We start from the raw sequence: 25,338 nt of genomic DNA, 5'->3' as shown, positions 1-25,338 counted from the left end.
TCATCTCCCCCGCACGAGGCGGTGGATCAGATCGAGCGCCTTGGCCGGATCCCTCCGCCCCGTCGCGCACGCTCTGCACACGCACGCGACGCCCCGCGCCTCCTGGGGAACCCGCTGGAGCACGTCGGCGGGGATCGCCGTCTCGAAGCACCAGCAGGTCGTCGCCCCCTCGGCCATCCCGCACGCGTTCGCCTCGCCGCACAGCGGGCACCGCGCGGGATCGACGTCGGCGCCGATCACGGCGTCGCGCCGGCGAGCCGCCCGCGAGCGATCCGCGCCGCCTCCACCATGTTGACCAGGGCCGCCTCGACCTCCTCCCAGCCGCGGGTCTTGAGCCCGCAGTCCGGGTTCACCCAGAGCTGGTGGCCGGGCAGCACGCGCGCCGCGCGCTCGAGCAGCTCGACCATCTCATCGAGGGTCGGCACGCGCGGCGAGTGGATGTCGTAGACGCCCGGGCCGATCTCGTTCGGGTAGCGGAAGCGCGCGAAGTCGGCGAGGAGCTCCATCCTGGAGCGCGACGTCTCGATCGAGAGCACGTCGGCGTCCATCGCGGCGATGGCGTCGAGGATGTCGCCGAACTCCGAGTAGCACATGTGCGTGTGGATCTGGGTCTCGTCGCGGACCCCGCTCGTGGCGAGCCGGAAGGCGTCCACGGCCCACCGCAGGTAGGCCCCCCAGGCGTCGCGGCGCAGCGGCAGCCCCTCGCGGATGGCCGGCTCGTCGACCTGGATCATGGCGATGCCCACGGCCTCGAGGTCGGCCACCTCGTCCCGGAGCGCGAGCGCGATCTGCGCGCACGTCTCGCTCCTGGGCTGATCGTCGCGCACGAAGGACCACTGGAGGATCGTGACGGGCCCCGTGAGCATGCCCTTCATGGGCTTCGCCGTGAGCGACTGCGCGAACGTGGACCACGGGACGGTCATCGCGGAGGGGCGCGACACGTCGCCGAAGAGCACGGGCGGCTTCACGCACCGGGAGCCGTAGCTCTGGACCCACCCGTTCTCGGTGAAGGCGAAGCCGTCGAGCTGCTCGCCGAAGTACTCCACCATGTCGTTGCGCTCGAACTCGCCGTGCACGAGGACGTCGAGCCCGATCGCCTCCTGCTTCTCCACGCAGCGCCGCGTCTCGTCCTTCAGGAAGCGCTCGTACTGCTCCGGCGTCATCCGGCCCGCGCGCAGCGCGGCGCGCGCGCCGCGCACGTCGCCCGTCTGCGGGAAGGAGCCGATCGTCGTCGTGGGGAACGCCGGGAGGCCGAAGCGCGCGCGCTGCTTCCCCGCTCGCTCGGGGAACGCCGACGCCCGGCGCAGCATCCCTTCGTCCACCGCGGCGACCCGCGCGCGGACCTCCGGGTTCCGGGTCCGCTTCGAGGCGCGCCGCGCGGCGAGCGCGCTCCGCGCTTCGGCGAACAGCGCCGAGCCTGGCGCGTCCGTCGCGGCGGCGTCGGCGAGCGCGCGCAGCTCGGCCAGCTTCTGCGCGGCGAACGCCATCCAGCGGAGCAGCTCGGCGTCCAGCCGCTTCTCGGCGGACAGGTCGACGGGCACGTGCAAGAGCGAGCACGACGGCGCCACCACGACCCGCTCCGGCCCGAGCGCCGCGACCGCGCGCCGGACCAGCCGGTGCGCGGCGTCGAGGTCGGTGCGCCAGATGTTCCGGCCGTCGACCACGCCCACCGAGAGGGACATCGACCGCGGGAGCGCGGCGAGGGCGGCGTCGAGCTGCTCCGGCGCGCGCACCAGGTCCACGTGGAGCGCGTCGGCGCCCGACGCGGCGGCGAGCGAGAGGTTCTCGCCCAGCGCGCCGAAGTACGTCGCGAGGAGGACTCGAGGCCGCTTCGCGCACGCGGCGAGCCGGGCGAACGCCCGCCGGCAGGCGTCCTGCGCGCGCGCGTCGAGGTCCAGCGCGAGGCACGGCTCGTCGACCTGGACCCACGCGACGTTCCGGTCCGCGAGCGTCCCGAGCAGCGCCTCGTAGACCGGGAGCAGCCGATCCAGGAGGTCCAGCGTGCTGGCGCCGGACGGCGACCCCGGCGCCAGCTTCGAGAGGAGCAGGAGGGTGGCCGGCCCGACCACCACGGGACGGGTCTCGACGCCGAGCGCCCGCGCCTCCTCGATCTCGCTCACGAGCTTCGACGCGTCCAGCTCGAACCGCTGCCCGGCGTCGAGCTCGGGGACGATGTAGTGATAGTTCGTGTCGAACCACTTCGTCATCTCCAGCGCGGCGACGTCGACGCCCGCGGCGCGATCCTGGAGGCCCCGCGCCATCGCGAAGTAGCGAACGAGCGGATCGGAGATGGCGCGATAGCGCGCCGGCACGGCGCCGACGGCGATCGCCATGTCGAGCATGTGGTCATAGAGCGAGAAGTCGTTGCTCGGGATGTGGTCGATGCCCAGCGAGCTCATCGCAGACCAGTGCCGGCGGCGGAGCATCGAGGCCGTCGCCTCGAGCTCGGTCGCAGGCGAGCTCTTCGACCAGTAGCTCTCGAGCGCCTTCTTCAGCTCTCGAGCGACGCCGAAACGCGGATAACCGAGACATGTTGCGAGCACGGACATGGTGAGACCCCGTTCCCTTCTCAGGACGATTGAATGGTTTGGAGCGGCGGCACGCCCCTGGGCGTGCCGTGCGTGTCGAGCGCGACGAGGACGACGCGGCCGCGCGCGGCCCGCTCGATGTCAGAAGGAGGCATCGAGGACGACCTCCCCGGCGACGCCGACCTGATACGCCGAGACGCGGCGCTCGAAGAAGTTCGTGACCTCCTGGACGTCCTGCAGATCCATGAAGGACAGCGGGTTCTTCCCCCCGTAGCGCCGCGGCATGCCGAGCGTGACGAGCCGCTGATCGGCGCAGAACTCGAGGTAGCGGCGCACGTCGCGCGCCGACAGGCCCGCGACGCCGGCGCCGAGGAGATCCTCCGCGAACTGGGCCTCACACTCGATCGCCTCATCCATCATGTCGAGGATCGACCGCGAGAGGCCGGCGTCGAAGAGCTCGGGCTCCTCGCGCCGCACGGTGCTCACGACCTCGAAGGCGAAGCGCATGTGCGCGCTCTCGTCGCGGAAGACCCAGCTCGTCCCCGCGGCGAGCCCGTGGAGCAGGCCGCGCGAGCGCAGGAAGTACACGTACGCGAACGCGCCGAAGAAGAAGAGCCCCTCGACGCACGCGGCGAAGCAGACGAGGTTGAGGAGGAACTGCCGCCTCTCGGAGCGCGACTCGAGCCTCCCCAGCGACTCGATGGAGTCGAGCCAGCGCATGCAGAAATCGGCCTTCTTCCGGATCGAGGGGATGCTCTCGACCGCGGCGAAGGCGCGGTGGCGCTCCTCCGGATCGGGGATGTACGTGTCGAGGAGCGTCAGATAGAACTGGACGTGCAATGCCTCTTCATAGAGCTGCCGCGACAGGTACATCCGCGCCTCCGGGGCGTTGATGTGCCTGTACAGGTTGAGCACGAGGTTGTTCGCCACGATGGAGTCTCCCGTGGCGAAGAACGCGACGAGGCGCTGCACGAGGTGGCGCTCCGCGGCGGTCATCCTCCGCAGGTCGCCCACGTCCGTCGAGAAGTCGACCTCCTCGACCGTCCATGTGTTCTTGATGGCGGCGCGGTACATCTCGAAGAAGGCCGGATACCCCATCGGGCGCAGCGTGAGGCAGAGGCCCGGATCGAGCAGGCGCGCGGGGCGGCTCACGCGGCTCACTGGCACGCCTCGCAGGACTCGGGGTTCTCGAGCGCGCACGCCACGTCCGCGGCCGCCTTCGCCGGCGCAGGCGGGAGGTCCGGCGCCGCGCCCACGGTCGCCTTGGCGATGCGCGTCGCGGGGCGCGAGCGCAGGTAATAGGTCGTCTTGAGCCCCTTCTTCCATGCGTGGAAGTACATGCTCGAGAGCTGGCCGATGGTGGGGTTCTCGACGAAGAGGTTCAGCGACTGGCTCTGGTCGATGAAGGCGCCGCGATCCGCGGCCATGTCGATGAGCGACCGCATCGGGATCTCCCACGCCGTCCGGTACACGGCGCGGACCTCCTCGGGCAGCTCCTCGAGCCCCTGGACCGAGCCCTCCGCGAGCTTGAGCCGGGCGCGCACCGCGTCGGTCCAGGCGCCGCGCTGCTTGAGCTCCGCGACGAGATAGCGGTTCATCTGCAGGAAGTCGCCCGAGAGCGTCTCGCGCTTGAACAGGTTCGACACCTGCGGCTCGATGCACTCATAGCAGCCGGCGATCGACGCGATCGTGGCGGTCGGCGCGATCGCGACGAGCAGCGAGTTCCGCAGCCCCTCGGCGCGGATGCGGGCGCGGAGCGCCTCCCAGCGCGCTTCGTCCTGCGGCACGAGGCCCCACGCGTCGAACTGGAGCTCGCCGCGCGCCGCGCGCGTCTCGTCGAAGGCCGGGTGGCGCCCCTTCTCGGCGGCGAGGTCCGCGGACGTCGAGAGCGCGTGGTAGTACACCTCCTCGGAGATCCGCCTCGAGAGCTCCCGCGCGGCCTCCGCGTCGAAGGGCAGGCGCATCTGAAAGAACACGTCCTGCAAGCCCATGAGCCCGAGGCCCACCGGCCGCCAGCGGAGGTTCGAGCGCCTCGTCGAGGCGATGGGGTAGTAGTTGAGGTCGATGACGCGATCGAGCTGGCGGATCGCCGTCCGCACCGTGCGCGCGAGCTTCTCGAAATCGAACGCGACGGTGCCGTCCGCGCGCGCGGCCGTGTGGCGCGCGAGGTTGATCGAGCCGAGATTGCAGACCGCCGTCTCCTCCTTCGAGGTCACCTCCACGATCTCGGTGCAGAGGTTCGAGAGGTGCACGGTCCGGCCCGGCAGCGCCGTCTGGTTGCAGGCGCGGTTCGCCTTGTCCTTGAACGTCATCCAGCCGTTGCCCGTCTGCGCGAGCGTGCGCATCATCCGCGCGTAGAGCTCGCGCGCCTTCATCGTCTTCTTGGCGAGGCCCGCCCGCTCGGCCTCGGCATAACGGCGCTCGAACTCGTCGCCATAGAGATCGGGGAGATCGGGCACGTCCTTGGGATCGAACAGGCTCCATTCGCCGTCCGCCTCGACCCGCTTCATGAACAGGTCCGGGACCCAGCTCGCCAGGTTCAGGTTGTGCGTGCGCGCGGCCTCGTCTCCGGTGTTGTCGCGCAGCGCGAGGAACTCCTCGACGTCGGCGTGCCACGGCTCGAGGTAGACGCAGCAGGCGCCCTTGCGCTTGCCGCCCTGGTTCACGGCCGCGACGGACGCGTCGAGCGTCTTGAGCCACGGCACGATCCCGCTGGAGTGCCCGTTGGTGCTCTCGATGAGCGAGCCGCGCGACCGCACGCGGTGGTAGGCGAGCCCGATGCCGCCCGAGAACTTCGAGAGCATCGCGACGTCGGTGTAGCGCTGGTAGATGGTCTCGAGGTGGTCCTCCGGCGAGTCGAGCAGGAAGCAGCTCGAGAGCTGCTCGTGGCTCGTCCCGGCGTTGAACAGCGTGGGCGAGCTCGGGAGGTAGTCGAGCGACGAGAAGAGGCGATAGAGCTCGACGGCCTGCGCCGCCGTCTCGGACAGCGCGCAGGCGATCCGGAGGAAGAACTGCTGCGGCGTCTCGATGACGAGGCGCGTCTCGGGGTGCTTGAGGAGATAGCGATCGTAGAGGGTCCGCAAGCCGAAGTACTCGAGCTCATGGTCCCGGCCCGGCTCGATCGCGTCGTTCAGCTTGCGGGCGTTCTGCGCGACGAACCCGTGGAGCCGCTCGTTGATGAGGCCGAGCCGCCGCCCGACGGCGACGGACTGCGAGAAGGCGTGGATCTCCTGATTGCGGACCTCCTTGTCGATATAGGTCGCGAGCAGGCGCGCCGCGAGCTTCGCGTACTGGGGCTCATCCGCGATGAGCGACGCCGCCGTCTGGATGGAGAGCTGGTCGAGCTCGCGCGTCGTCGCGCCGTCGTAGAGGCCGCTGATCGTCTTTGTGGCGACGCGGAGCGCGTCCACGTCGGACAGGGCGAGGCAGCAGCGGCTCACCGCCCGGACGATCTTGTTGACGTCGACGGGCTCGCTCGACCCGTTGCGCTTCTTCACCCGCATCGTCGTGTGCGGGGGCGCCTCCTCGGCGCCTCCGGTCCTCGCGCTCCGCGCCCGCAACGGCGCCGCGCCGTTGCTCGTCGTCACTGTGTCGCTCAGCATGGCAATCCTCCTCGTCACGCTTCGTTCGGAGCGGTTCCAGACCGCTCGCGTCGAGACCGCGAGAGCGAAGAGGCCAGCCGATGCGCGCGAGTGCGCCGGCTCTCCAGGAGAGCCTTCGGACCGACCGCTCGCCCCCGCGGGCGAAAGGAAGACAACGCGGGAGGGGGTCGGAACCGGGACGGGCGCGAGGATCAGCGCCAGCTCGGACCTCCCCGCCTCCCTCGAGGCTTCCAGGCCAAACCGGCGCAGGATGTCTCCCCAGCGCAGGATGTCGGCAGGTCTTCGGGCTCGCGAGCGCTCCGGCTCTCGCCGGCTTCCTACGGTCCACCGCTTCCCAGCCCGGAGGGCCAGTGCTCGTCGTGGAGATCGTTCTCGCTTACCGCTGCGGGGCAGCCCCGGATTCGCACCGGGTTCCCTTTTAAGCCCCGGGCCGAAGCCCGAGGCACCAACATGAGGCACTACATATTGCGGTGCGCGACCCCGGTCAAGCGATATGTTGGGGATCCGGGCGAGCGCATGGATGTGGCGCGATCGCTGTCCAACGACGGATGCGCTCGCGACCGTCCAGGCCTGTGCTGCCTGTCCGACGCTCTTCGGAACGAGAGGGCGTGCACGGTCGAGCGAGGTTTGCGCGTCAGCGGTGCGCGACGGCGCGCAGATCGTCGAGCTAGGGGCAGGATGCGTTGGCGATCGCCACGGCGTCGAGATCGAAGACGCCCGTCGCGCCCGTCAAATCCGGCCGATCGGTGATTCGCACGTAGCGCGCGAAGCTGAGATCGAGATCGGCGAGGTCGAAGGCGTCGCCGCCCGCGACCTCGGGGTCGGTTGGATCGAGGATGTTCGTGTCGGGGTTCGCCAGCACGGGGTGCCAGCCGGCGCAGGAGCCGTAGGGGGCCGCCGCGGCGGTGCACGGGAAGGCGATCCAGTCGACGCCGTTCTGGCTCACCTCGACGGTCGCGAGCTCGGCGAACACGGAGGTCGGGCCGGTCTCGAAGGGGTTCTCGAAGACGATGAAGTCCGGTCCTGGCCCGTCGACGATGAGGTTGCCCGAGAAGCCCAAGGTGACGGTGCCGCCGTTGCCGAGGGACACCACGTCGGTCGAGCCCCCGCAGCAACCTCCGCCCTTGGGAGGACCGAAGGCGATGTTCGGGAACCTGTCCTGTCCGTAGTTCGGGCCGGGCCCGAAGAGGTGGCTTACCACCTCGGAGGCGAACACCGTTTCCGCTCCCGTGCAGTCGACGCCGCCGCCGCCCACGCCGCTGCCGCCGTCGCCGCCCGCGCCGCCGTCGCCCGCGGCACCGCCGCTGCCCACGCCGCCGCCGTCGCCGCCCGCGCCGCCGTCGCCGCCAGACCCCCCTGCGCCGCCCGCGCCGCCGCCGCCCGCGCCGCCGTTTCCGCCTGCGCCGCCGTCTCCGCCTGCGCCGCCGCCGTCTCCGCCTGCGCCGTCGCCGCCAGATCCCCCTGCGCCGCCCGCGCCGCTCCCGGCGTCGTTCGACGACGTGCTCGCGCCGCCGCCCGAACCGGTGGCCCCTCCCTGACCGGTCGCGCCGCCGGATCCCTGCGCTGCCGTTCCTCCCATTCCCCCGGGGCCGCTCCCGGACGGCGAGCCCTCGGAGGAACAGGCGATGATCGTGAGCACCGACAGGAGCACGCTCGCGCGCGTGATACGAGAAACCATGAGACCTCCGAAGGCGAGCGCGCGCCGCGCCGGGGTGAACCCGGCGCGGCGCGCGCCCGCGTGCTGATCAGTAGAACGGCGCCGACGTGCCGTACCGCGCGAGATAGATGTTGTAATCGGCGGTGTTGATGCTCCCATCTCCATTGAAGTCGGCGTGCTGGTTGTACCCGGGGTCGCCCAGCTGGGTGCTCCACGACGCCACCAGGATGTTGTAATCGGCGGTGTCCACGTCGCCGTCGTTGTCGAGATCCGCGTCCGCGATGTTCCCGAATCCATCGCCGTCGGTGTCTCGCTGGTTCGCGTTCGCCGTGAGGTAGGCGTTGTCCGCGCCGTCCGGCACGCCGTCGCTGTCGGCGTCCGGCGCGCCGTCGGGGAAATAGAGCGTCACCTTCGGCGTCACCCCGATCTCCCAGAAATCCGAGGCGCTCCCGGCCGAGTAGCACTGCCCCGCGGGGGACGAGTACTCGTCCCCCGACGGGTTCCAGGCGATCGCCAGGGCGCTCGTGTGGCCGACGAACGCGATGGGCGACGTCGCGCTGTCGTCCTCGCACGCGTCCGGCGTCAGCTCGAGGTACTGCGACGAGCTCCCCTCGTTCACCGGCGTCTGGCTTCCCCCGACGACGCTCGCGACAACGCTGGCGCGGATGAGCGCGGCATAGCCGTTCTCGCTCGCGCCGCCGACGCCGAACGCGTCCCCGCCGCCCACGTGCAGGGCGTCGTCCCCGTCGAAGCCGAGCGCCGCCGCGCTCAGCACATTGCTCGCCAGGAGCGAGCCCTCGCTGCCGCCGTAGGCGTACGCGCTCGCCGTGCCGTCGATGACGTCCTGGATGTCGGCCGCCGCCCAGATCCTGAGCTCGCCGGTCCGGTTGGGCGAGGTCTGGTAGCCGATCCCGGTGACGAGGTTGCCCGCGGAGTCCACGGCGATCCCCCCGGAGGCGCCGGGGATGCTCGTGATCAGCGGGATCTCCGCGATCTGCGGCGCGGTCAGATCGAGGGCGTAGACGCCGCTCGTGTAGCCGCCCGGCCCGTTCCACCCGCCATTGATGACGAGCGCGTCGTTACCGTACCAGGCCCCGTCGTAGTAGTTGACGTCGAGCTCGATCACGTCCCCGTGGCTGAGCAGGTCGGGCGGCGAGGTGACGCTGAGGATCGAGCTCGGGAACACGAGCAGCGGCGCCCCGTAGCCGACGCCGAGCGCGATCGTGCTGCCGTCCGGCGAGATGGCGAGGAAGCTCGGATCCATCGGCCCGTCGCTCAGCGTCGCGACGGGCACGTAGACGCCAGATCCGTAGTTCTTCTGGAGGTACAAGGTCTGATCGTTGGCGACGAGGAGCCGCCCGGCCAGCTCGTATCCATCGATCTCCTCGGATGTCGTCGGGAACCCGTCCAGGGCTATGGACCACCCGTCGGCGATGGCGGGTAGGTCGAACGTATACGACGTGTTCCCCGCGTACTCGTCAAAGGCGTCCGCCAAGGCGGGCGGCGAGAGCAGGAGGAGCGCTGCGGCGACAGAAGATGCAGAAATGCGCACAGAGCCCGCCGCGACGCGCGGCGGCGCTGAACCTTGGGAGATGATCATCGGACCGACCCTTCGCCCCCGCGGGCGTTTGCGAAAGAAAGCTCGGGGGACGGATCGGAACCGGGACGGCGCGTGCGTCTGCGCCAGCTCGGACCTCCCCACCTCCCTCGAGGCTTCCAGGTCAAAACCGGCGCGGGATGTCTCCCCGACGCAGGATGTTGGCAGGTCTTCGGGCTCGCGAGCGCTCCGGCTCTCGCCGGGTTCCTACGGTCCACCGCTTCCCAGCCCGAAGGCCAGTGCTCGTCGTGGAGATCGTTCTCGCTTACCGCTGCGGGGCAGCCCCGGATTCGCACCGGGTTCCCTTTTGAGCCCCAGGCCGAAGCCAAGGGCACCAACACGAGGCACTACATATGGCGGTGCGATGCGCAGGTCAAGCGAGATGTTGGGGTGGGGGCAGGACGAGCGGACGAATGCAGCCCGTCCACTGTCGAAGATCGATGCGCCGGGCTTGGCCGTACAAGCCTTCGCCGCGTGCGCTCGCGGCACACTGACCCGATCGCCCCCAAGGTGCTCGAGCGGCAGTTCGACGCCCAGGCGCTCAACTATCTTGGTGACTGACGTGACGTGCGACCGCACACGCGGCTCGCCTGCATGAACCGATGGAGCTCGGATAAGGCCCATGTAGCCGCGCTCGCGCATGGTGAGACTGTCCGCGGAAGCGGGGGCGGACCACGGCGGCGCTCAGCGCGTCCAGCGCACCCCCGCGCGCCGAATTGCAGCGCGATCTTGCTGCGGGCTGCGATCGAGGAGCACGCGATCCGGGTCGACGACCACGGCGGCCGGACGGCGCTCCGACGTGAACGTCACGCGATCGGCGCCGGGGCTGCGCGTCGCGAGCACGCGGGAGAGCTCATTGCCGGCGTCGTCGAGCAGCGCGAGCGTCATGGGAGCCTGCGCCGAGGCCGGCGCGACGGAAGGGCGCCACGCGTGCCCCTCGAACGTGTATGGCGTGAACGCGAGATCCAGGCTGATATTCCAGCGCCCGTCCTCGCCGGGCACGCCGTCGGCCGAGAGGGCGCGGACGGCCCAGGACTCCACGGTTCGCAAGCCCTGTGCGGCCGAGCCGGCGCCGGGCAGCGCCTCCCATGTCGAGGCAAGGGACGCGAGGCTCGCACCCGGCGCTCCCCGGCCCCCTTGCACGCCGAGGTGCTGCCGGAGCGCGCCGTCGAAGGCGTCCGGGCCGAGCTCATCGCGAAGCCGCTGCATCGCGAGGCCCGCGTAGAGCGGCACGTACGCGCCCGCGTCCGCCTCCATCAGCGGGACGACAGGCTCGCGCGCCTCCGCGATCGAGCGCAGCACCTTCTCGCCGATGCGGTCCGAGATCGCCCTGCGGGTCTCCCGGCCGAGCACGGCATCGACGGTGACGAGGCCGCTCAGGACGGGCAATCCCTCTCCGAGCGTGGCGTAACCGGCGACGAGGGCGGGGTGCAGCCGATCGATCCACCAGCGTTTCGACAGGTGCCGCGCCGTCGCGAAGAGGACGCCCGGGTTCTCGGGAGCGTCGTCCCAGCCATCCTCTTCGGAAAGGAGCAGGACGTCGCCGAACAGCCCTGTCGCCTTGATCTCCCTCGGGACCTCGACGATGCGCACGCGTGGACGTCCATAATCGCCGTAGCGCGCCGACAAGGCGCCGAGCGACCGGACGGCCGCATCACAGAAGGCGCGCGCCACCGAGACCCGCTCGGGGTGGTGGTAGACGTCGACGGACACCTCGCCCTCTGCGCCCCCGAAGGTGCCGCTCGTGCGCGCGTAGCGGCCAGCGACGATGGCGAGCCGCTCGGACCCGGACACGCGCCCTTCGACCTGCCCGTGCCCCTCCGCCGCGCCCGAGACCACCAGCTCGAGCGCGTCCGGGGCCCGCACGGTGACGGCCAAGGGGAACGCCGTGCTCTCCAGGCCGTACGCTTGCTGGAAAGATGCCGCATCGGGGGCGCTCGGGAGCGGGCGCCGCGCTGGCAATCCAAGCTCGCGACGGTAACCCTCGGCGCGGAGCTCTCGTCGCCGATCGTACCCGAGCCTGGGGAGCAGGTCGCGGTCCTGGAGCCAGGCCCCCTCGGAGGACATCGGGTGCGGCTTGCCTTCGTTGGCGAACGACGGCCATGCCGCCGCGCCGCGCCAGGTGACGCGGACCGTCTCTCCGGACTCCAGGGGCCGCCCGAGCGTGATCCGGTGATGCCGCAGGCGATCGTCGCGGTCCCAGGACGCGATCGTTCGATCTTCCGCGTCGATGGCGGCGAGGGAGAGCTTCTCCGGGACGTCGAAGTCGAGCGCCTCGATGGGCCGCGATCCACCGTTCTCCAGCGTGAGCTCGTAGGCGATGCGCGCCTCGCGCTCCGCCGGGCGGAGCTCGACTTCGAGCTTTCCTTCCATCACACGCGGCCTCGGGGCAGCAGCGACCCCGACATACGTCGCCTCGTACGAGGCCGCCTCTGCGCGCTCCTCTCCCGGCGAGCGGTATCTGTTCTCGATGTTGACGGCCCTGTACACCCGGAGCCCGCAGAGGGCGCCGACGGCCACGATCCCGCCGAGCACCATCATCTGGCCCGACGAGCGCTCGCGCAGCGCGCGCTGAAGCCGAGCCCGGAAGGCGAGCTCCGTGCCGCGCGGCCACCAGAGGACCGCGGCGAACACGATCGCCGCGGCCACCGACAGCAGCCAGCCGTTCACCCAGATCGCCTGGGTGATCCACGGCGCGAGGCCGGTGAGGGGTGAATAGAAGACGTGGATCGGCATCGCGTACTGGAGCGCCGTCTGCGAGACCACGCTGAGCGAGTGGTTCATGACGCAGAGGAAGACGGCGCTGAACGCCAGGAAATGGGCCAGCGCGCGGCGCGAGACCACGCTGTAGAAGAAGAGCGCCAGCGCAGCGACCTGGAGGTTCGCGGGCCAGATGACGGCGAGCGCGAAGAACATGCCTTCGCGCGGGGCGAAGGTGGCGCGGTCGATCGCAAGCTCCACGAGGAGCAAGCTCAGCGTCGGGGCCAGCGCGAGCGCGAGGGCGAGCCCCGCGAGGGCGAGCGCGCGCGGGAGCGCGATCACCCACGTCGGCGCCGGAAGCGCGTCCTGGATCTGCGAGAAGCCGGCGTCCCGCTCGCGCGTGACCCAGCTGCCAGCGGAGGAGCAGAGAAAGATCGCCGTCGGCATGTAGAAGAACTCCACGAGCCGCAGCCCCACGAGGCCTGCCCAGGGCAGCTGCGGGCCGTCCGCCCCGCCGTCGAGCTGGAACATGGCGCTCGCCACCATGAGGATCAGCCCGAAGAGCAGCACCATCCGGGTGCCGCGCGCGCGGAGGCTCTCGGCGAGGAGCTGCCACGCGACGAGCGCGACCGCGCGGCCCTGCGCTCGGGTGTCGAAGCGCGCCTTCGCCTCGTGCCTCGGGAGCGCGGGCGCCTCGCTCGAGGTCTGCGCGCAGGATGGATGCCCGGGGCTCCGGGTCGCCTGCCCACGGCCCCACACCCCCCGTGATCCACCGGCCTCGCCCCGCTGGTAGCCGACGAGGAGCCGCTCCGCGCTCGGCCTCGCGAAAGCGGCGACGAGCGCGAGCGCACCGATTCCCATCACGCCGAGCCGGTTCGCCAGGAACGGCCCCGTCAGGCTCATCGTGCCGCGGATGCGTTCTTCGGCCGTCCAGTACGAGAGCTGCGCGGCGACGGAGTTATAGCCGATGGGGTCGAGCCACTCCCCTGCCTCGCGGTCCACGCCCCCTCGCCACAGCACGAGGATACCAACCATCCAGACGGCCATGACGAGAAAGGACAGCGCATACGCAGGCGCGGAGCGCCCGCTCCGCACGGCCGCGGCGAAGTAGAGGGTGCCGAATCCGAAGACGCTCGGCACGAGGAACAGCGCATAGGCGTGCGCGACCGCGCTCCAGGGCGTGGGCATGAACAGGTCGGCGCGCCCGGCGAGGTGACGCATCGCCATGGGCACCAGCACCCAGGAGATCGATACGGACGCGGCGACGACGAGCCCGGAGGCGAGCGCGCCCAGGTACTTGCCGAAGAGGTACGTCCTCGGCCCGCAGGGGAACGTGTAGGCGACCTCGGCGAAGCGGTGCTTCAGGTCGTCGACGACCGCGCTCGTCATGATGTGCGCGAGGAAGAAGATCAGCCAGAAGCCGTTGTCGCTCGTGAAGTGGTAGATGACGTACGGCGAGTTGCGCGGGACATCGCTGGCGCCGATCTGCGCCATGTACTCGGAGTTCAGCGCGTAGATGCACGTCTGGACGACGAGCGACGCCATCAGGATGAGGTTCACGGAGCCGAGGAGCTGGCGCCTGAGCTCGCCGCGGGCCACGGCGCTCACCCAGAGCGCCCGCTGCCCGAAACCCTGAGCCGAGGGCGTCGTCACGCGGACGCCTCGTGCAGGCTGTGGTGGTAGAGATCCTCGAGCTCCGGCGCTTTCGGGCCAAACGCTTCGCCGGGCCGCGTCGCGCTCACCACGGTGACCACGACATCGCCGAGCCTCGGGGACACCTGCAGAGGCCGGACTCCGCGGGTGACCTCGGCCTGCCGCGCGCGCGCCACACGCGCTTGCCAGAGCTTGCCATCGAGCTCCGCGCATGCGGCTGAGGGAGAGCCGCGGCGGACGATCCGGCCGCCGGCGAGGATCGCCATGTCGCCGCAGAGGCTGGCGACGTCGTCCACGAGGTGCGTCGAGAGCAGGACGATCGCCTCGCCGGAGATCTCCGAGAGGAGCTGGTGAAGCCGGTTGCGCTCCGCCGGATCGAGCCCCGCGGTCGGCTCGTCGACGATCACGAGCCGCGGGGCGCCGAGGAGCGCCTGCGCGATGCCGACGCGCTGCCGCATCCCGCCGGAGAACTCCGCCACCGGGCGATCGGCGGCGCCCGTGAGATTGACGCGCTCGAGGAGCTCATGCACCGCGCGGGCGCGTTCGCGGCCGTCCACGATGCCCTTCATCAACGCGATGTGATCGAGCAGCCCTCGCGCCGTCACGCCAGGATGCACGCCGAAGTCCTGGGGCAGGTAGCCGAGCCGGCGCCGGAGCGCCGCCGGATCCGCGAGCACGTCGGTCTCGCCGAGGTGGATCGAGCCTGCGTCCGGCCGCTGGAGCGTGGCGAGCGTCCGCATCAAGCTGCTCTTGCCGGCGCCGTTCGGCCCGAGCAGGCCGAAGAGGCCGGGGCCGACGTCGAGCTCGATGCCGGACAGGGCGCGGATGCCGCCGGGGTAGGTCTTGTCCAGCCCGCGGACGCGTAGCTGCATGGAAGGTGTGACGTCGCTCATCGCGCCGCGGTGGCCTGGAGGATCCTGGGGAACACGGCGGCCATCACGAGCGCGTCGTGCTGCTTGATGAAAAAGTGGTCTCCGGGCAGCTCGACGCGCTCGTAACCCCGCGTCGAACAGAGGCTCCAATGTCCGGTCGCTTCCCAGGAAACCACGGCGTCGGCCCTTGCGGCGCACACGGTGATGGGCACCGGCAGGGCGACGGGCTCGGGGCGGTGCCAGGTCTCCGCGAGGGCGAGGTCGGCGCGCAGCAGCCGACCTACCATGTCGCGGAGCTCGGCGTGCCGGAGGACATCGTCGGGGATTCCGCCTCGCCGCCGCAGCGCCTCGATGAAGTCCGGCTCCGGCAGGCGGTGGAGCTGGTGCGGATCGGGCAGGTGCGGGGGACGCGCTCCGGAGACGAAGAGCCGCGCGGGCGTGGCGCCAGCCTCATGGAGGCGCTTCGCCAGCTCGAACGCGATGAGCCCGCCGAGGCTGTGCCCGAAGATCGCCGTCGGCGGCCCATCGCCGAGCTCGCGCTCGATCGCCGCGACGACCTCCGTCATCGAGAGCGACGGCGGCTCGCGCGCGCGCTCTTCCCGACCGGGGAGCTGGGCGCGAACGACCTCGACCGCATCTGGCGCCCGCTCCGGCCAGAGGCGGAAGAGCGACGCGCCTGCGCCCGCATGGGGCAAGCACAGGAGCCGCGCGCGGGGCTTTGCGCTCGGTGCGCTCCTGAGGAGCCAGCGCCCTCGATCGCTCATCGAGAAATCTCCTGTGAAATGGGTCGGGGATCGGCGTTCGCCGTCCGCTCCAGCACGCGCACGACCATCGCGGCGACGCGCGACGCGATGGGAGCGAGCGAGAAGTCGTAATGCCCGCAATCGAGAGGTTCGATGTCGAAGCGCCCTACGAGGATCGGCGTCCACCCACGATCCGGCGGGAGCTCGAGCGACGGGCCGCGGGACGCCTGCGCGGAGATGAGGAGCGCGTCCCCCGCGTAAGCTCGCGGCTCGTACCGTCCGAGGGCGCGGAGCTTGGCCGACAAGTGCAGGGAGATGCTCCTCCATGCCGCGACATCGTCGCCGGGGCGGAGAATGCCGCGACGCTCGGGCGTTTCCTCGTGCCGCGACGCGTCCCACGCCTGGACGAGCGCGCCCGCGGGAACCTGGTCGAGCGGCAGGCCGAGCCACGGCTCGACGCCGTCGCGAACGGCCGCAGGCGCCGCGCTGTCGAGGAGGACGAGCGAGACGAGCGGCGCGCCGGCGTCCCGGAGGCGGCGCGCGACCTCGAGCGCCATCACGCCGCCGAACGACCAGCCCACGAGCACACAGGGCACTCGGCTTGTGCCGAGCGGACGCAACACCGCGGCGCAGTCGTCGGCAAGCGCCTCGATGCTCAGATCCTCGCCCTCGTTCGCGGCAAGCTCGACGGCGATCACGGCCGCCCGGCCGTCGAGCGCTCGGGCGAACGCCTCGTATCTCCACACGCCGTCGCCCGGCGCCTCGATACAGACAATCTGCGCCGTATCCACCGCCCGGTTCAACCGGACTGCCCGGATGCCGCGCCGCGATCCGTCGGGGGCCTCCAGCGCACGCGCGAGCTCCGCCACGGTCGGATGCTGAAACAGAATGTCATGCGGCACCGCGCGTCCGAGCTCCTCGCCCGTCGCCGGGCTCGTCGATGAGCCCGCCTGGATCCGGGCGACGAGGCGCTCGAGCACCGGCTCGGTGAACAGCGCGCGGATCGGCACCTTGAGGCCGTGCCGCCGCTCGATCTCCAGGACGAAGCGGGTGGCGGCGAGCGAATCGCCGCCGAGCTCGAAGAAGCTCGAACGCAGGGAGACTCGAGGCGCTCCGAGGATCTCCTGCCACAGCGCGGCGACCTGGCGTTCGAGGTCAGTGCGAGGAGCGACGTGTTCGCCGCCCTGCTCGGCTGCGTCGATCCTCGGTAACGCGCTGCGGTCGACCTTGCCGTTGGCCGAGAGCGGCAGCGCGTCGATCGCTCGAACGTGCCGCGGCACCATGTGCTCCGGCAGCCGTTCGCGCAGGTGCTGCAGGAGCTCGGCCTCGCTCGCCTGGGCGCCGTCGCGCAGCGCGACGTACCCGACGAGCTGCTTGCGGCTGTCCCTGGGGTCGCCATGGGCGACGACCGCTGCCGCCTTGACCGAGGGGTGAGCGGCGAAGACCGCCTCGATCTCGCCGAGCTCGACGCGGTGGCCGCCGATCTTGACCTGCTGGTCGTCGCGACCCAAGAGCTCGATGAGCCCGTCTCTCCACCGGCCGAGATCACCGGTCTTGTACAGCCGTTCTCCGGTGGGTGCTCGAGGGCCCAGCTCGGTTGTTTCGAGCGCTGCCCCGCTCGTCGAACCGTCGGCCCAGGAGATGAAGCGCTCGGCCGTCTTCGTGGCGTCCCCCCAGTAGCCGCGGGCGAGGCCGAGACCGCCGATGTAGAGCTCCCCGGTCACGTGGTCCGGGCACTCCTCCATCCGATCGTTGAGCACGTACCAGCGCTGATTCCGCAGCGGCCGGCCGTAGGGCACGCTCGTCCAGCCCGACAGCGCGCCTCCGATGGGGTGAACGATCGACCAGATCGACGCCTCCGTCGCGCCCCCGAGGCTGATGCACCGGGTTCCGGGCGAGAGCTTGCACAGCCGCTCTGGCAGATCCAGCGGAATCCAGTCGCCGCTGAGCAGCGCGAGCCGCAGACCGAGAGTCGCCCCGCGCCCCTCGGCGTAGTCGACGAGCATCTGCAGGAGCGCCGGCACGCTGTTCCAGAGCGTCACCCGCTCGCGCTCGAGCAGCGAGAGCCAGTGCTCCGGGTCCTTCTCGGCCCCCCGCTCCGGCATCACCAGGCAACCACCGGCAGCGAGCGTCCCGAAGACATCGTACACCGACAGGTCGAAGCTCAGCGACGAGACGCCGAAGACGCGATCCTCCGGTCCAACGCCGAAACGATCGTTGATGTCCTCCACGGTATTGACCGCGCTCCGGTGCTCGATCATCGCGCCCTTGGGGACCCCCGTGGAGCCGGACGTGTAGATGACGTAGGCGAGATCGTGAGGACCCTGGCGCGGCTCACCCCATGACGGCTCGCGACGCCCGGCGTCGTCGACCGTCTCGACCTCGACGCCACCAGGGACGGTGATCCGCCCCTTCACCGCGGTTTGCGTCAACACGAGCTTCGCGCCCGTGGCCTCGAGCAAGGCGTGGATGCGCTTCTCGGGCAGGGTCGCGTCGATGGGCACGTAGGCGCCGCCCGCCTCGAGCACGGCCAGGACGGCCACCACCTGCTCCCAGCCGCGCTCCATCACGACCGCCACGAGCTCGCCGGGGGCCACGCCGCGGGCGAGGATCCTGTCGGAGAGCCACGCGGCGCGCCCCGCGAGCTCGCCGTAGGTCAGGCGGCGCTCGCCGCAGACCACCGCCTCGCGGGACGGCTCGGCCTGCGCCCGCCGCCGGAAGGCGCTGTGCAGCAGGTCGCCGCTCTCGGGCGCGCGGGTGGAGTTGGCACGGCGGCGCGCCTCCGCCTGCGCGGCGGGCAGCCCCACCGGGCTCGGTGCGTGCCAGGCGGCCTCGCCCTCGCCGCTGAGCCGCTCGAGCAGCCACGTGTACGCCGCGAACATCGCCCCCAGCGCGCCCGGCGCGAACGCCTCCTCGACCGCGTCCCAGTAGACACCGAGGTGCCCCTCGCTCTCGTCGACGTGGTGATCGAGCAGGACCTGCGGAGTCTGGCTGATGCTGAACACCACCTCGCCGAGCCTCGCCGTCTGCGCGGCGTCGTCCGCGTGCTGCGTGTCGGCCTGCCGGTCGAGGCCGAAGAGGCTCGTGAAGACCACCGGCGTGATGAGGTCCGGCCGGTCCTCATGCATCCTCCGCAGCTCGCGCAGCACGCGCACGCCGCCCACGTGGCGGTGCTCGAGATCGTCGAGGAGCCGCCGCTGGACGGCCGCCGCGCGCTCGACGAAGGTCGCTCCCTGCCGGCGATCGACGACCAGCGGCGTCAGCGTCGTGAACTCGCCGACGACCTCCTGCACCTGTGGGTGGACCGGCAGCCGGTTGAACGTCGGCAGGCTGAGCGTGAACCGCTGGCGGCGCGTGAAGGCGCCGAGCACCTCCGCGTAGGCGGCGAGCAGCACCCCCGAGGGCGTGAGCCCGAAGCCGGCGGCCCGCGACTTCAGCCGCGACCACGCCTCGCGCGGGAGCCGGTGGCCCCGGCGCTCGAAGCGCGGCTTCTGGATGCGCGCTGGATCCTTCGCGAGGGGCAGCGCCGGTCCGAGCGGCATATCCCGGAGGCGCGCCTCCCAGTACCGCCACGAGCGTGCGTAGGTCGCGGAGCGCTCGAACGCGCGCTGAGCCGTCACGTAATCGCGGAAGCGGACGCCGAGCGGGGGCAGCTCCCGGCCTTGCACCTCGTAGAGCTCGGCCCACTCGCGCAGCACGATCGCCATGCTGCGGCCGTCGAGGGCGATCATGTCGATGCCGACGTGGACGCGGGTGGTGCCTTCATCGATGCGCGTGGCGCGAATATCGAAGAGCGGCCAGCGTTCGCACGGGGCAGCCCGGTGCGAGAGCGAGGCGCGGAGCTCGGCGAGCCTGGCCGCCCGCTCGGGCGCGGGCGCCCCCGACAGGTCGAGCAGCTCGATGCGGTAGGCGGGCACGGTCTTCAGCACCTGCTGCCGGCCGTCGGGCAAGAGGACGACACGCAGCATGTCGTGACGATCGATGAGGCGCTGCAAGGCGCGCTCGATGCGCGCGAGATCGATGGCCTCGCAGTCGAGCTCGAAGTAGCCGTGGCAGGAGACGTCGCCGAGGATCATGTCGGCGCCGCGGCCGATCCAGTAGGCTTGCTGCACCTCGTTCAGGGGGAACGGCTCGTACCGCCCCGCCTCGTCCTCCCGGAAGAAGGCGCGCGGGTCGTCGCCCTCGGCGGGCCCTTCGCCCGTGAGCGCTGCGGTGATGTGCTCGGTCAGCGCGCCGGCCGTCGGCACCCCGTTCGCGGCGCGCAGGACCTTGTTCGGCGCGATCCGGACGCCGAGCTCCTTCGAGAGCGAGGCGGTGAGGTTCAGGAACATCAACGAATCGAGGCCGAGCTCCATCAGGTTGGCGGTGGGCTCGATCCGCCGCTCGTCGATGCGGAGCATCCGGGCGAGGCGACTGCGGACGTGCGCCGCGGTCTCGGCGGCGCGCGCGCCTCCGGGCAGGGCCTTGAGCCTGCGGCCCGCCGCGTCCTCCTCGTCCGGCTCCGCCCTGTCCGCGCGCCGCTCGACCTCGTCGTAGATGGCGGGCGCCGCGCTCCGCGGATAGCCGCGCAGCAGCTCGGGCCAGCGGGCGTCGAGGATCCCGAGGTGCGCCCTCGCCGCCCCGAACGCGTGATCGAGGCACGCCAGAGCGTTCTCGGGGGCGAGGCCCAGCAACCCCCCGCGCTCGACCTGCGCGGCGTGCACCGGATCCGCGACGGCGCCGACGCGCAGCCAGAGGCCCCAGCTAATGCTGAGCGCGGGGAGGCCTCGGGCACGGCGGAACGCCGCGAGGGCATCCAGAAACGCGTTCGCCGCGCCGTAATGCGGCAAGCCGTACGCCGGAACGAGGCTGACGGAAGAGGAGAACAGGAGAAAGAAGTCGAGAGGGAGGTCGCGCGTGACCTCGTGGAGCACCCACGCCCCCTCGACCTTGGGCGCGAGGACGGTCGCGAACTCCTCCCACAGAGGACGCTCTGACGACATGCCGGCGCCGAGGTCGAGGGCGCTGTGGACGACACCGCCGAGCGCCGGACCGGACCGCTGGATCCGATCGACGAGCGCGCGCATCGCCGTGAGATCGGTCACGTCGCCGCGAGCGAGCTCGACCTTCACGACGCGCCCGCGGAGGTGCTCTGCGAGGGAGAGCGCCCGTTCGCCGGGCTCCGACCGGCCGAGGAGCACGAGGTGCCGTGCGCCCTTGTCGGCCAGCCGCTCGGCGACCTTCATCCCGATCCCGCCGCGGCCGCCCACGATGAGGTACGTGCGATCCGGTGAGACCGGGATCCCGGCGCCGGTCGCGGAGAAGTCACGCCGCGACATCCGCACGATACGCGGCGCGAGCACCCGCTCGCCGCGGAGCGCGACGACGCCCTCGTTCGGGCCGATCCGCGTGAGGACATCGAGCAGGGGCGCCGGATCCCGCGGCGTCATGGCTGGGTCGACATCCACGAGCCGGAGGTGCAGCTCCGGGTGCCCCACGGCAATGCTGCGCACGAAGCCGAGGAGAGGCGCCTCGGCGACGGCCGGGGCCTCGTCGCCGATCGCTTGCGCGCCGCGCGTGAAGACCAGGAACCGTTCGAGGTCTTCCCACGAGGTCCCATCGAGCGCTCCGATGAGGTGCAGCAGCCCGTTCAGGTGCCGGCGCTGCGCAGCGCGGATGGCGGTGACGGTGTCAGCGCGCTCCGCGTCCAGGCCCCAGAAGCACGCGATGGATCGAGGGGCGAGGGCTCGATCCCCGTCGATCGCTCGCACAGCGCGAACCAGGCTCTCAGGCTGCTCGAGATCGACCGCATGGCATGTGGCGCCCGCGAACGCGGCCTCGCCTCCGGGCGTGTCCGGGGTGAGCAGCACGGAGGCCCGCGCGCCGGCCCTCGCGAGCGCCTCGACGAACGCGCGCGCGAAGCCGCCGCGGTCCGCGCAGACGATCCAGGCGGTCCCACGCAGCGCGTCGGCCGAGCGGGGCGCGTCCGCGAGCTCCGTCGCCGGGCGCCAGTCGATGCCGTAGAACAGGTCTGTCCGGACGGCCTCCCCCGGCGCGCGGTCGCCGCGCGCTGCGGCCGCGCCCACGGAGGCCCGCCGCTTCCCGCCGGCTTGCGCGACCAGCACCCGCTCGCCGACGGCCGCCCCTGCCGAGCGCGCGTCCGGGAGCGCCTTGCGCTGGACGAAGCCGCACTCCGAGAGCAGGCGCTCCCACGCGTCCTCCTCCAGGAACATGCGCCCGCGGCGCAGCTCGCCGTCGGTCACGTCGCCGAGGAGCAACCCCGTCGTCAGATCGGCGGCCAGGCTGTTGCGCGTGACCTCGTAGAGAACGAGCACACCGGACGGCGCGAGGAGGCTCCTGGCATTCTGGAGGGCGCGCCGGAGGTCCGGCGCGGCGTGCACGGAGTTCGCGGCGATGATGAGGTCGAAGCCGTGAGGCGCGAACGACTGCTCGAGCAAGCTCCTGCCGATGTCGAGGAGGCGGAGATCGAGCTTTGGATAAAAGGCGAACCGCTCTCTCGCGCGCTCCAGGAACACAGGCGATACATCGGTGAACACGTAGGACGTGTCGCCGTCGAGCAGCGGGAGGATCTGCTCCGTGGTCGCGCCGGTGCCGCCGCCGATCTCCAGGATCCGCGCTGGCCGGAGCTCGCTCTCGACGAGGGCGCGCACGACCTCGCGCACGATCCCGTTGAAGTAGCGCGACGTCGGGAGCTCGGCGTAGATCCGGTAGGCATCATCGACGCTGCCGTCGCTGAAGATCACGCCGCGCGGGTCGCTGCCGCCTGTCAGGACCTGGGGCAGCGCCCGGCCCACGGTGAGCACGATCTCCCCGAGCGCGGACGTCCTCGCGCGGAACGCCGCCGCTGTGCCCTCGGCGCGCGCGCACGCCTCCGGGGAGCTCGACACGAGCTCGCCGTAGCGCCCGCCGTCGCCTCTCCGGAGCTCGCCTCGCGCCGCGAGGAGCTCCGCGACGGAGCGCACGACGCGAACGAAGCGGGGAGGGACCCCGGCCGCTGCGCAGGCCTCCTCCGGCGTCGACCACCGGAGGTCCCCCTCGGAGCTCCGGGCCGCCTGGCGGCGCGCTCCCCCCCGAGCCTCGCCCCGGAAGAGCCCGAGCTGCCCGAAAGCGAGGCGGAAGTAGCAGGAGCACAGATCCTCCAGGGACCGCTCTTCCTGGAGGTGGGTCGCGAGATCGAGCGCGACGAGCCCTGCTTCCGCCTGCTCGCCCCCGGCGCGCACGAGATCGGCGAAGGCGTCGCTTCGGCCGCCCTGCACGGCCTTCTCGGGCACCTCCGCTGCGGGCCCGCGGAGCTCGACCCGCTCGAACGGCGTCGCGGGGAGGCGCACGCGACGGCCCCGGCCGTCGTGAACGGCCGCCCAGTCGATGTCCACGCCGGCGACGTAGAGCTGCGCGAGCGCCTCCGAGATCGCATCTCGATCGTCCTGCCCGCCCGACAGCGAGGCGATGAGGACCGCATCGCCGCCGGAGAGCACCTCGGCGCCGAGCTTCGTCAGCACGGCCTGAGGGCCGAGCTCCAGGAACACGCGGTGGCCGTCGCGCGCGGCGAGCCCGAGGCAACGCGCGAACTCGACCGGGCGGAGGAGCTGCTCCGCCCAGTACGCCGGGTCGAGCCGCTCTCCGGGCCGGAGCACCCGGCCTCCCACGTTCAGGAACAGGGTCGTGTTCGCGGAGTGGTGCGGGATCTCGGCCGCGCGCCGGAGCGGGTCGCGGACGGGCTCCATCAGCGGCGAATGGAAGGCGTGCGCGACGTGGAGCGGCCGGGTGGTGATGCCCCGGCGCTCGAACGCCTCGACGTGCTCCCGCACGGCGTCCCGCGCGCCCGAGATGACGACGCGCTCGTGCCCGTTGATCGCCGCAATGGCGACCGGCCCCGGTCCGCCCGCGAGCTGGTCCTCGACGACGCCGCGGGGCGCGAACACGGCCACCATCTCGCCTGGACCTGGCGCGCCGTGCATGAGCTCGCCGCGCGCGGCGGTCAGCCGGAGCGCGTCGTCCAGGCTCAGCACGCCCGAGACAGCGGCGGCCGCGAGCTCGCCGACGCTGTGGCCAAGCACGGCGGCCGGCTCGACGCCCCATGCCTTCCAGAGCTCGGAGAGCGCGAACGCGACCGAGAACAGGCACGGCTGCGCGTAGCGCGTCTCCTTGAGCCTCTCGCCCCCATCGAGCGAGGTGACCATCCGGACGAGGTCGAAGCGGTCGCGCAGGACGGCCGCGCAGCGGTCGAACGCGGCGCGGAACGGCAGGTGCGCCTCGTAGAGCCCGCGCGCCATGCCCGCGTACTGCGCTCCCTGACCCGTGAAGAGGAAGACCGGCTTGACGCCCGAGAGGGCGCGCGCGCCGCTGCTCTGGAAGACGGGCACGGGCGCGGTCTGGCCTTCCCGGCGGGCGTTCGGGTTGACGCTCGGGGCTCCGGGTCGCCGTTCGGCGCCCTCCGCCCCGAACCCCAGGGCGCCGCGCAGCTCGTCCCGGGAGTCCGCAACGATGGCGAGGCGGCGAGTGAAGTGGTGCCTGCCGACGTTGGTGGTGTACGCGACGTCGGCGACGTCGTGGGCCGCCCCGCCGTCGTCGCGGAGGTGACCGCGGTAGGCGCCCACGAGCGCACGAAGGCGCTCGTCGCTCATCGCCGACAGCGTCACCACCGGGCGGATGCGGGACGAAGGCTGCCTCTGCCCGCGGCGGGGCGGCTCTTCGAGGACGGCATGCGCGTTCGTGCCGCCGAACCCGAACGAGCTGACGCCGACACGGCGAGGCGCGGCGCCGGCGGGCCAGGAGCGCGGTTCCTTCGGGAGATAGAAGGGCGATCGCTCCAGATCCATCTTCGCGTTCGGCCGATCGACGTGGATGCTCGGGGGGATCTGTCCGTGGTGGGCCACGAGGGCGGCCTTGATCAGGCTCGCGATGCCGGCCGCGGCGTCGAGGTGCCCGATGTTGCTCTTCACCGAGCCGAGGGCGCAGAACGACCGCGCGTCGGTCTCGGCGCGGAAGACGCGCGTGAGCGCCTGCACCTCGATCGGATCGCCGAGCGGCGTGCCGGTGCCGTGCCCCTCGAGGTAGCCGACGCTCGCGGCGGAGACATCGGCGACCGCGAGCGCCTCCGCGATGACGCGCGCCTGCCCCTCGGCGCTCGGCGCGGTGTAGCCGATCTTGTCCGCGCCGTCGTTGTTCACGGCCGAGCCGCGCAGCACCGCCCAGATGGGATCGCCGTCCGCGATGGCCTCCGCGAGGCGCTTGAGCAGGACCACGCCCACGCCGTTGCCCCCGACCACGCCGGCCGCTCGCTCGTCGTAAGCGCGGCACCGCCCGTCGGGCGATAGGATCAGGCCCTCCTGGTAGAGGTAACCGACCTCCTGAGGCAGCGTGATCGTGGCGCCGCCCGCGAGCGCCATCGCGCACTCCCCGCTCAGGATCGACTGGGCGGCGAGGTGCACGGCGACGAGCGAGGTCGAGCACGCCGTCTGCACCGTGAGGCTCGGCCCCTTGAGGTCGAGCTTGTACGAGACGCGCGTGGCGAGGTAGTCCTTGTCGTTCGCCGTGAGCAGGCGAAGGGATCTCGCCGTCGCTCCTTCCCTCGGGTCGAGGAGCGCGGGCGGGAGGTGCGTGCTCGCGCTGCATCCGGCGAAGACGCCGGTCGGGACCGAGACGCTGCGCGGCGCGTGGCCGGCGTCCTCCAGGGCCTCCCACGCGCACTGGAGAAAGAGGCGCTGCTGCGGGTCGATCAGCTCGGCCTCGCCCTCCGCGTAGCCGAAGAGCGCCGCGTCGAAGGCGTAGACGTCGTCGATCACGCCGCCTGCCGGCACGTAGTCGGGGTGCTTTGCGAGCTCCTGCGGGACGCCGGCGGCGCGGAGCTCATCCATCGAGAACCGCGCGATCGACTCCCTGCCGCGCAGGAGGTTGTCCCAGAACTGGTCGACGGTATTCGCGCCCGGAAACCGGCACGCCATGCCGATGATCGCGACCGAGTTCGTCTCGTCCAAGGGCCTGTC

At 71.7% G+C, this 25,338-nt stretch carries 10 protein-coding genes and 2 riboswitches; all 10 genes read right to left on the bottom strand.

Translation table 11 applies throughout. The features are described 5' to 3' along the window. The 10 genes from WMF20_RS22595 to WMF20_RS22550 all read right to left on the bottom strand — a co-directional run bounded on the left by WMF20_RS22595 (window position 1) and on the right by WMF20_RS22550 (window position 25,329). Complete coding sequence (locus tag WMF20_RS22595; RefSeq protein WP_437616706.1) at window positions 1-240, bottom strand: cysteine-rich CWC family protein; 240 nt, start codon at window positions 238-240, stop codon at window positions 1-3. Further along, window positions 237-2,549, bottom strand: coding sequence for a 5-methyltetrahydropteroyltriglutamate--homocysteine S-methyltransferase (gene metE, locus WMF20_RS22590; RefSeq protein WP_437616704.1), 2,313 nt, complete (start codon window positions 2,547-2,549; stop codon window positions 237-239). The genes WMF20_RS22595 and metE overlap by 4 nt, the downstream gene beginning before the upstream one ends. Before the next feature lie 120 nt (window positions 2,550-2,669). After that, the gene (locus WMF20_RS22585; RefSeq protein WP_437617155.1) at window positions 2,670-3,626 is read right to left on the bottom strand and encodes a ribonucleotide-diphosphate reductase subunit beta; all 957 of its coding nucleotides are present in this window, start codon (window positions 3,624-3,626) and stop codon (window positions 2,670-2,672) included. 59 nt (window positions 3,627-3,685) lie between these two features. After that, window positions 3,686-6,130: a ribonucleoside-diphosphate reductase subunit alpha gene (locus tag WMF20_RS22580; protein ID WP_437616702.1), complete on the bottom strand. Its 2,445-nt coding sequence runs from the start codon at window positions 6,128-6,130 to the stop codon at window positions 3,686-3,688. Between the two features lie 256 nt (window positions 6,131-6,386). Further along, window positions 6,387-6,595, bottom strand: a riboswitch (cobalamin riboswitch). A 202-nt stretch (window positions 6,596-6,797) separates the two neighbouring features. Continuing rightward, window positions 6,798-7,808, bottom strand: a complete 1,011-nt coding sequence (locus WMF20_RS22575) for a hypothetical protein (RefSeq protein WP_437616700.1) — start codon at window positions 7,806-7,808, stop codon at window positions 6,798-6,800. A gap of 67 nt (window positions 7,809-7,875) precedes the next feature. Continuing rightward, window positions 7,876-9,282, bottom strand: coding sequence for a dockerin type I domain-containing protein (locus tag WMF20_RS22570; RefSeq protein ID WP_437616698.1), 1,407 nt, complete (start codon window positions 9,280-9,282; stop codon window positions 7,876-7,878). A gap of 248 nt (window positions 9,283-9,530) precedes the next feature. Beyond that, window positions 9,531-9,738: riboswitch (cobalamin riboswitch) on the bottom strand. A 330-nt stretch (window positions 9,739-10,068) separates the two neighbouring features. Beyond that, window positions 10,069-13,737: a hypothetical protein gene (locus WMF20_RS22565; RefSeq protein ID WP_437616696.1), complete on the bottom strand. Its 3,669-nt coding sequence runs from the start codon at window positions 13,735-13,737 to the stop codon at window positions 10,069-10,071. Continuing rightward, window positions 13,734-14,609: an ABC transporter ATP-binding protein gene (locus WMF20_RS22560; RefSeq protein WP_437616694.1), complete on the bottom strand. Its 876-nt coding sequence runs from the start codon at window positions 14,607-14,609 to the stop codon at window positions 13,734-13,736. The genes WMF20_RS22565 and WMF20_RS22560 overlap by 4 nt, the downstream gene beginning before the upstream one ends. A 17-nt stretch (window positions 14,610-14,626) precedes the next feature. Further along, window positions 14,627-15,373 carry a thioesterase II family protein gene (locus WMF20_RS22555; protein ID WP_437616692.1) on the bottom strand — a complete coding sequence of 249 codons (747 nt, stop codon included), beginning with the start codon at window positions 15,371-15,373 and terminating at the stop codon, window positions 14,627-14,629. Beyond that, window positions 15,370-25,329, bottom strand: a complete 9,960-nt coding sequence (locus tag WMF20_RS22550; protein WP_437616690.1) for an amino acid adenylation domain-containing protein — start codon at window positions 25,327-25,329, stop codon at window positions 15,370-15,372. The genes WMF20_RS22555 and WMF20_RS22550 overlap by 4 nt, the downstream gene beginning before the upstream one ends. Window positions 25,330-25,338 lie beyond the last annotated feature (9 nt).

Source organism: Sorangium sp. So ce834 (genome assembly GCF_051521425.1).
GTDB classification, from domain to species: Bacteria; Myxococcota_A; Polyangia; order Polyangiales; family Polyangiaceae; genus Sorangium; species Sorangium cellulosum_D.
The sequence above is the reverse complement of the archived record's forward strand: the minus strand, read 5'-3'. Positions and strand labels throughout refer to the sequence as shown.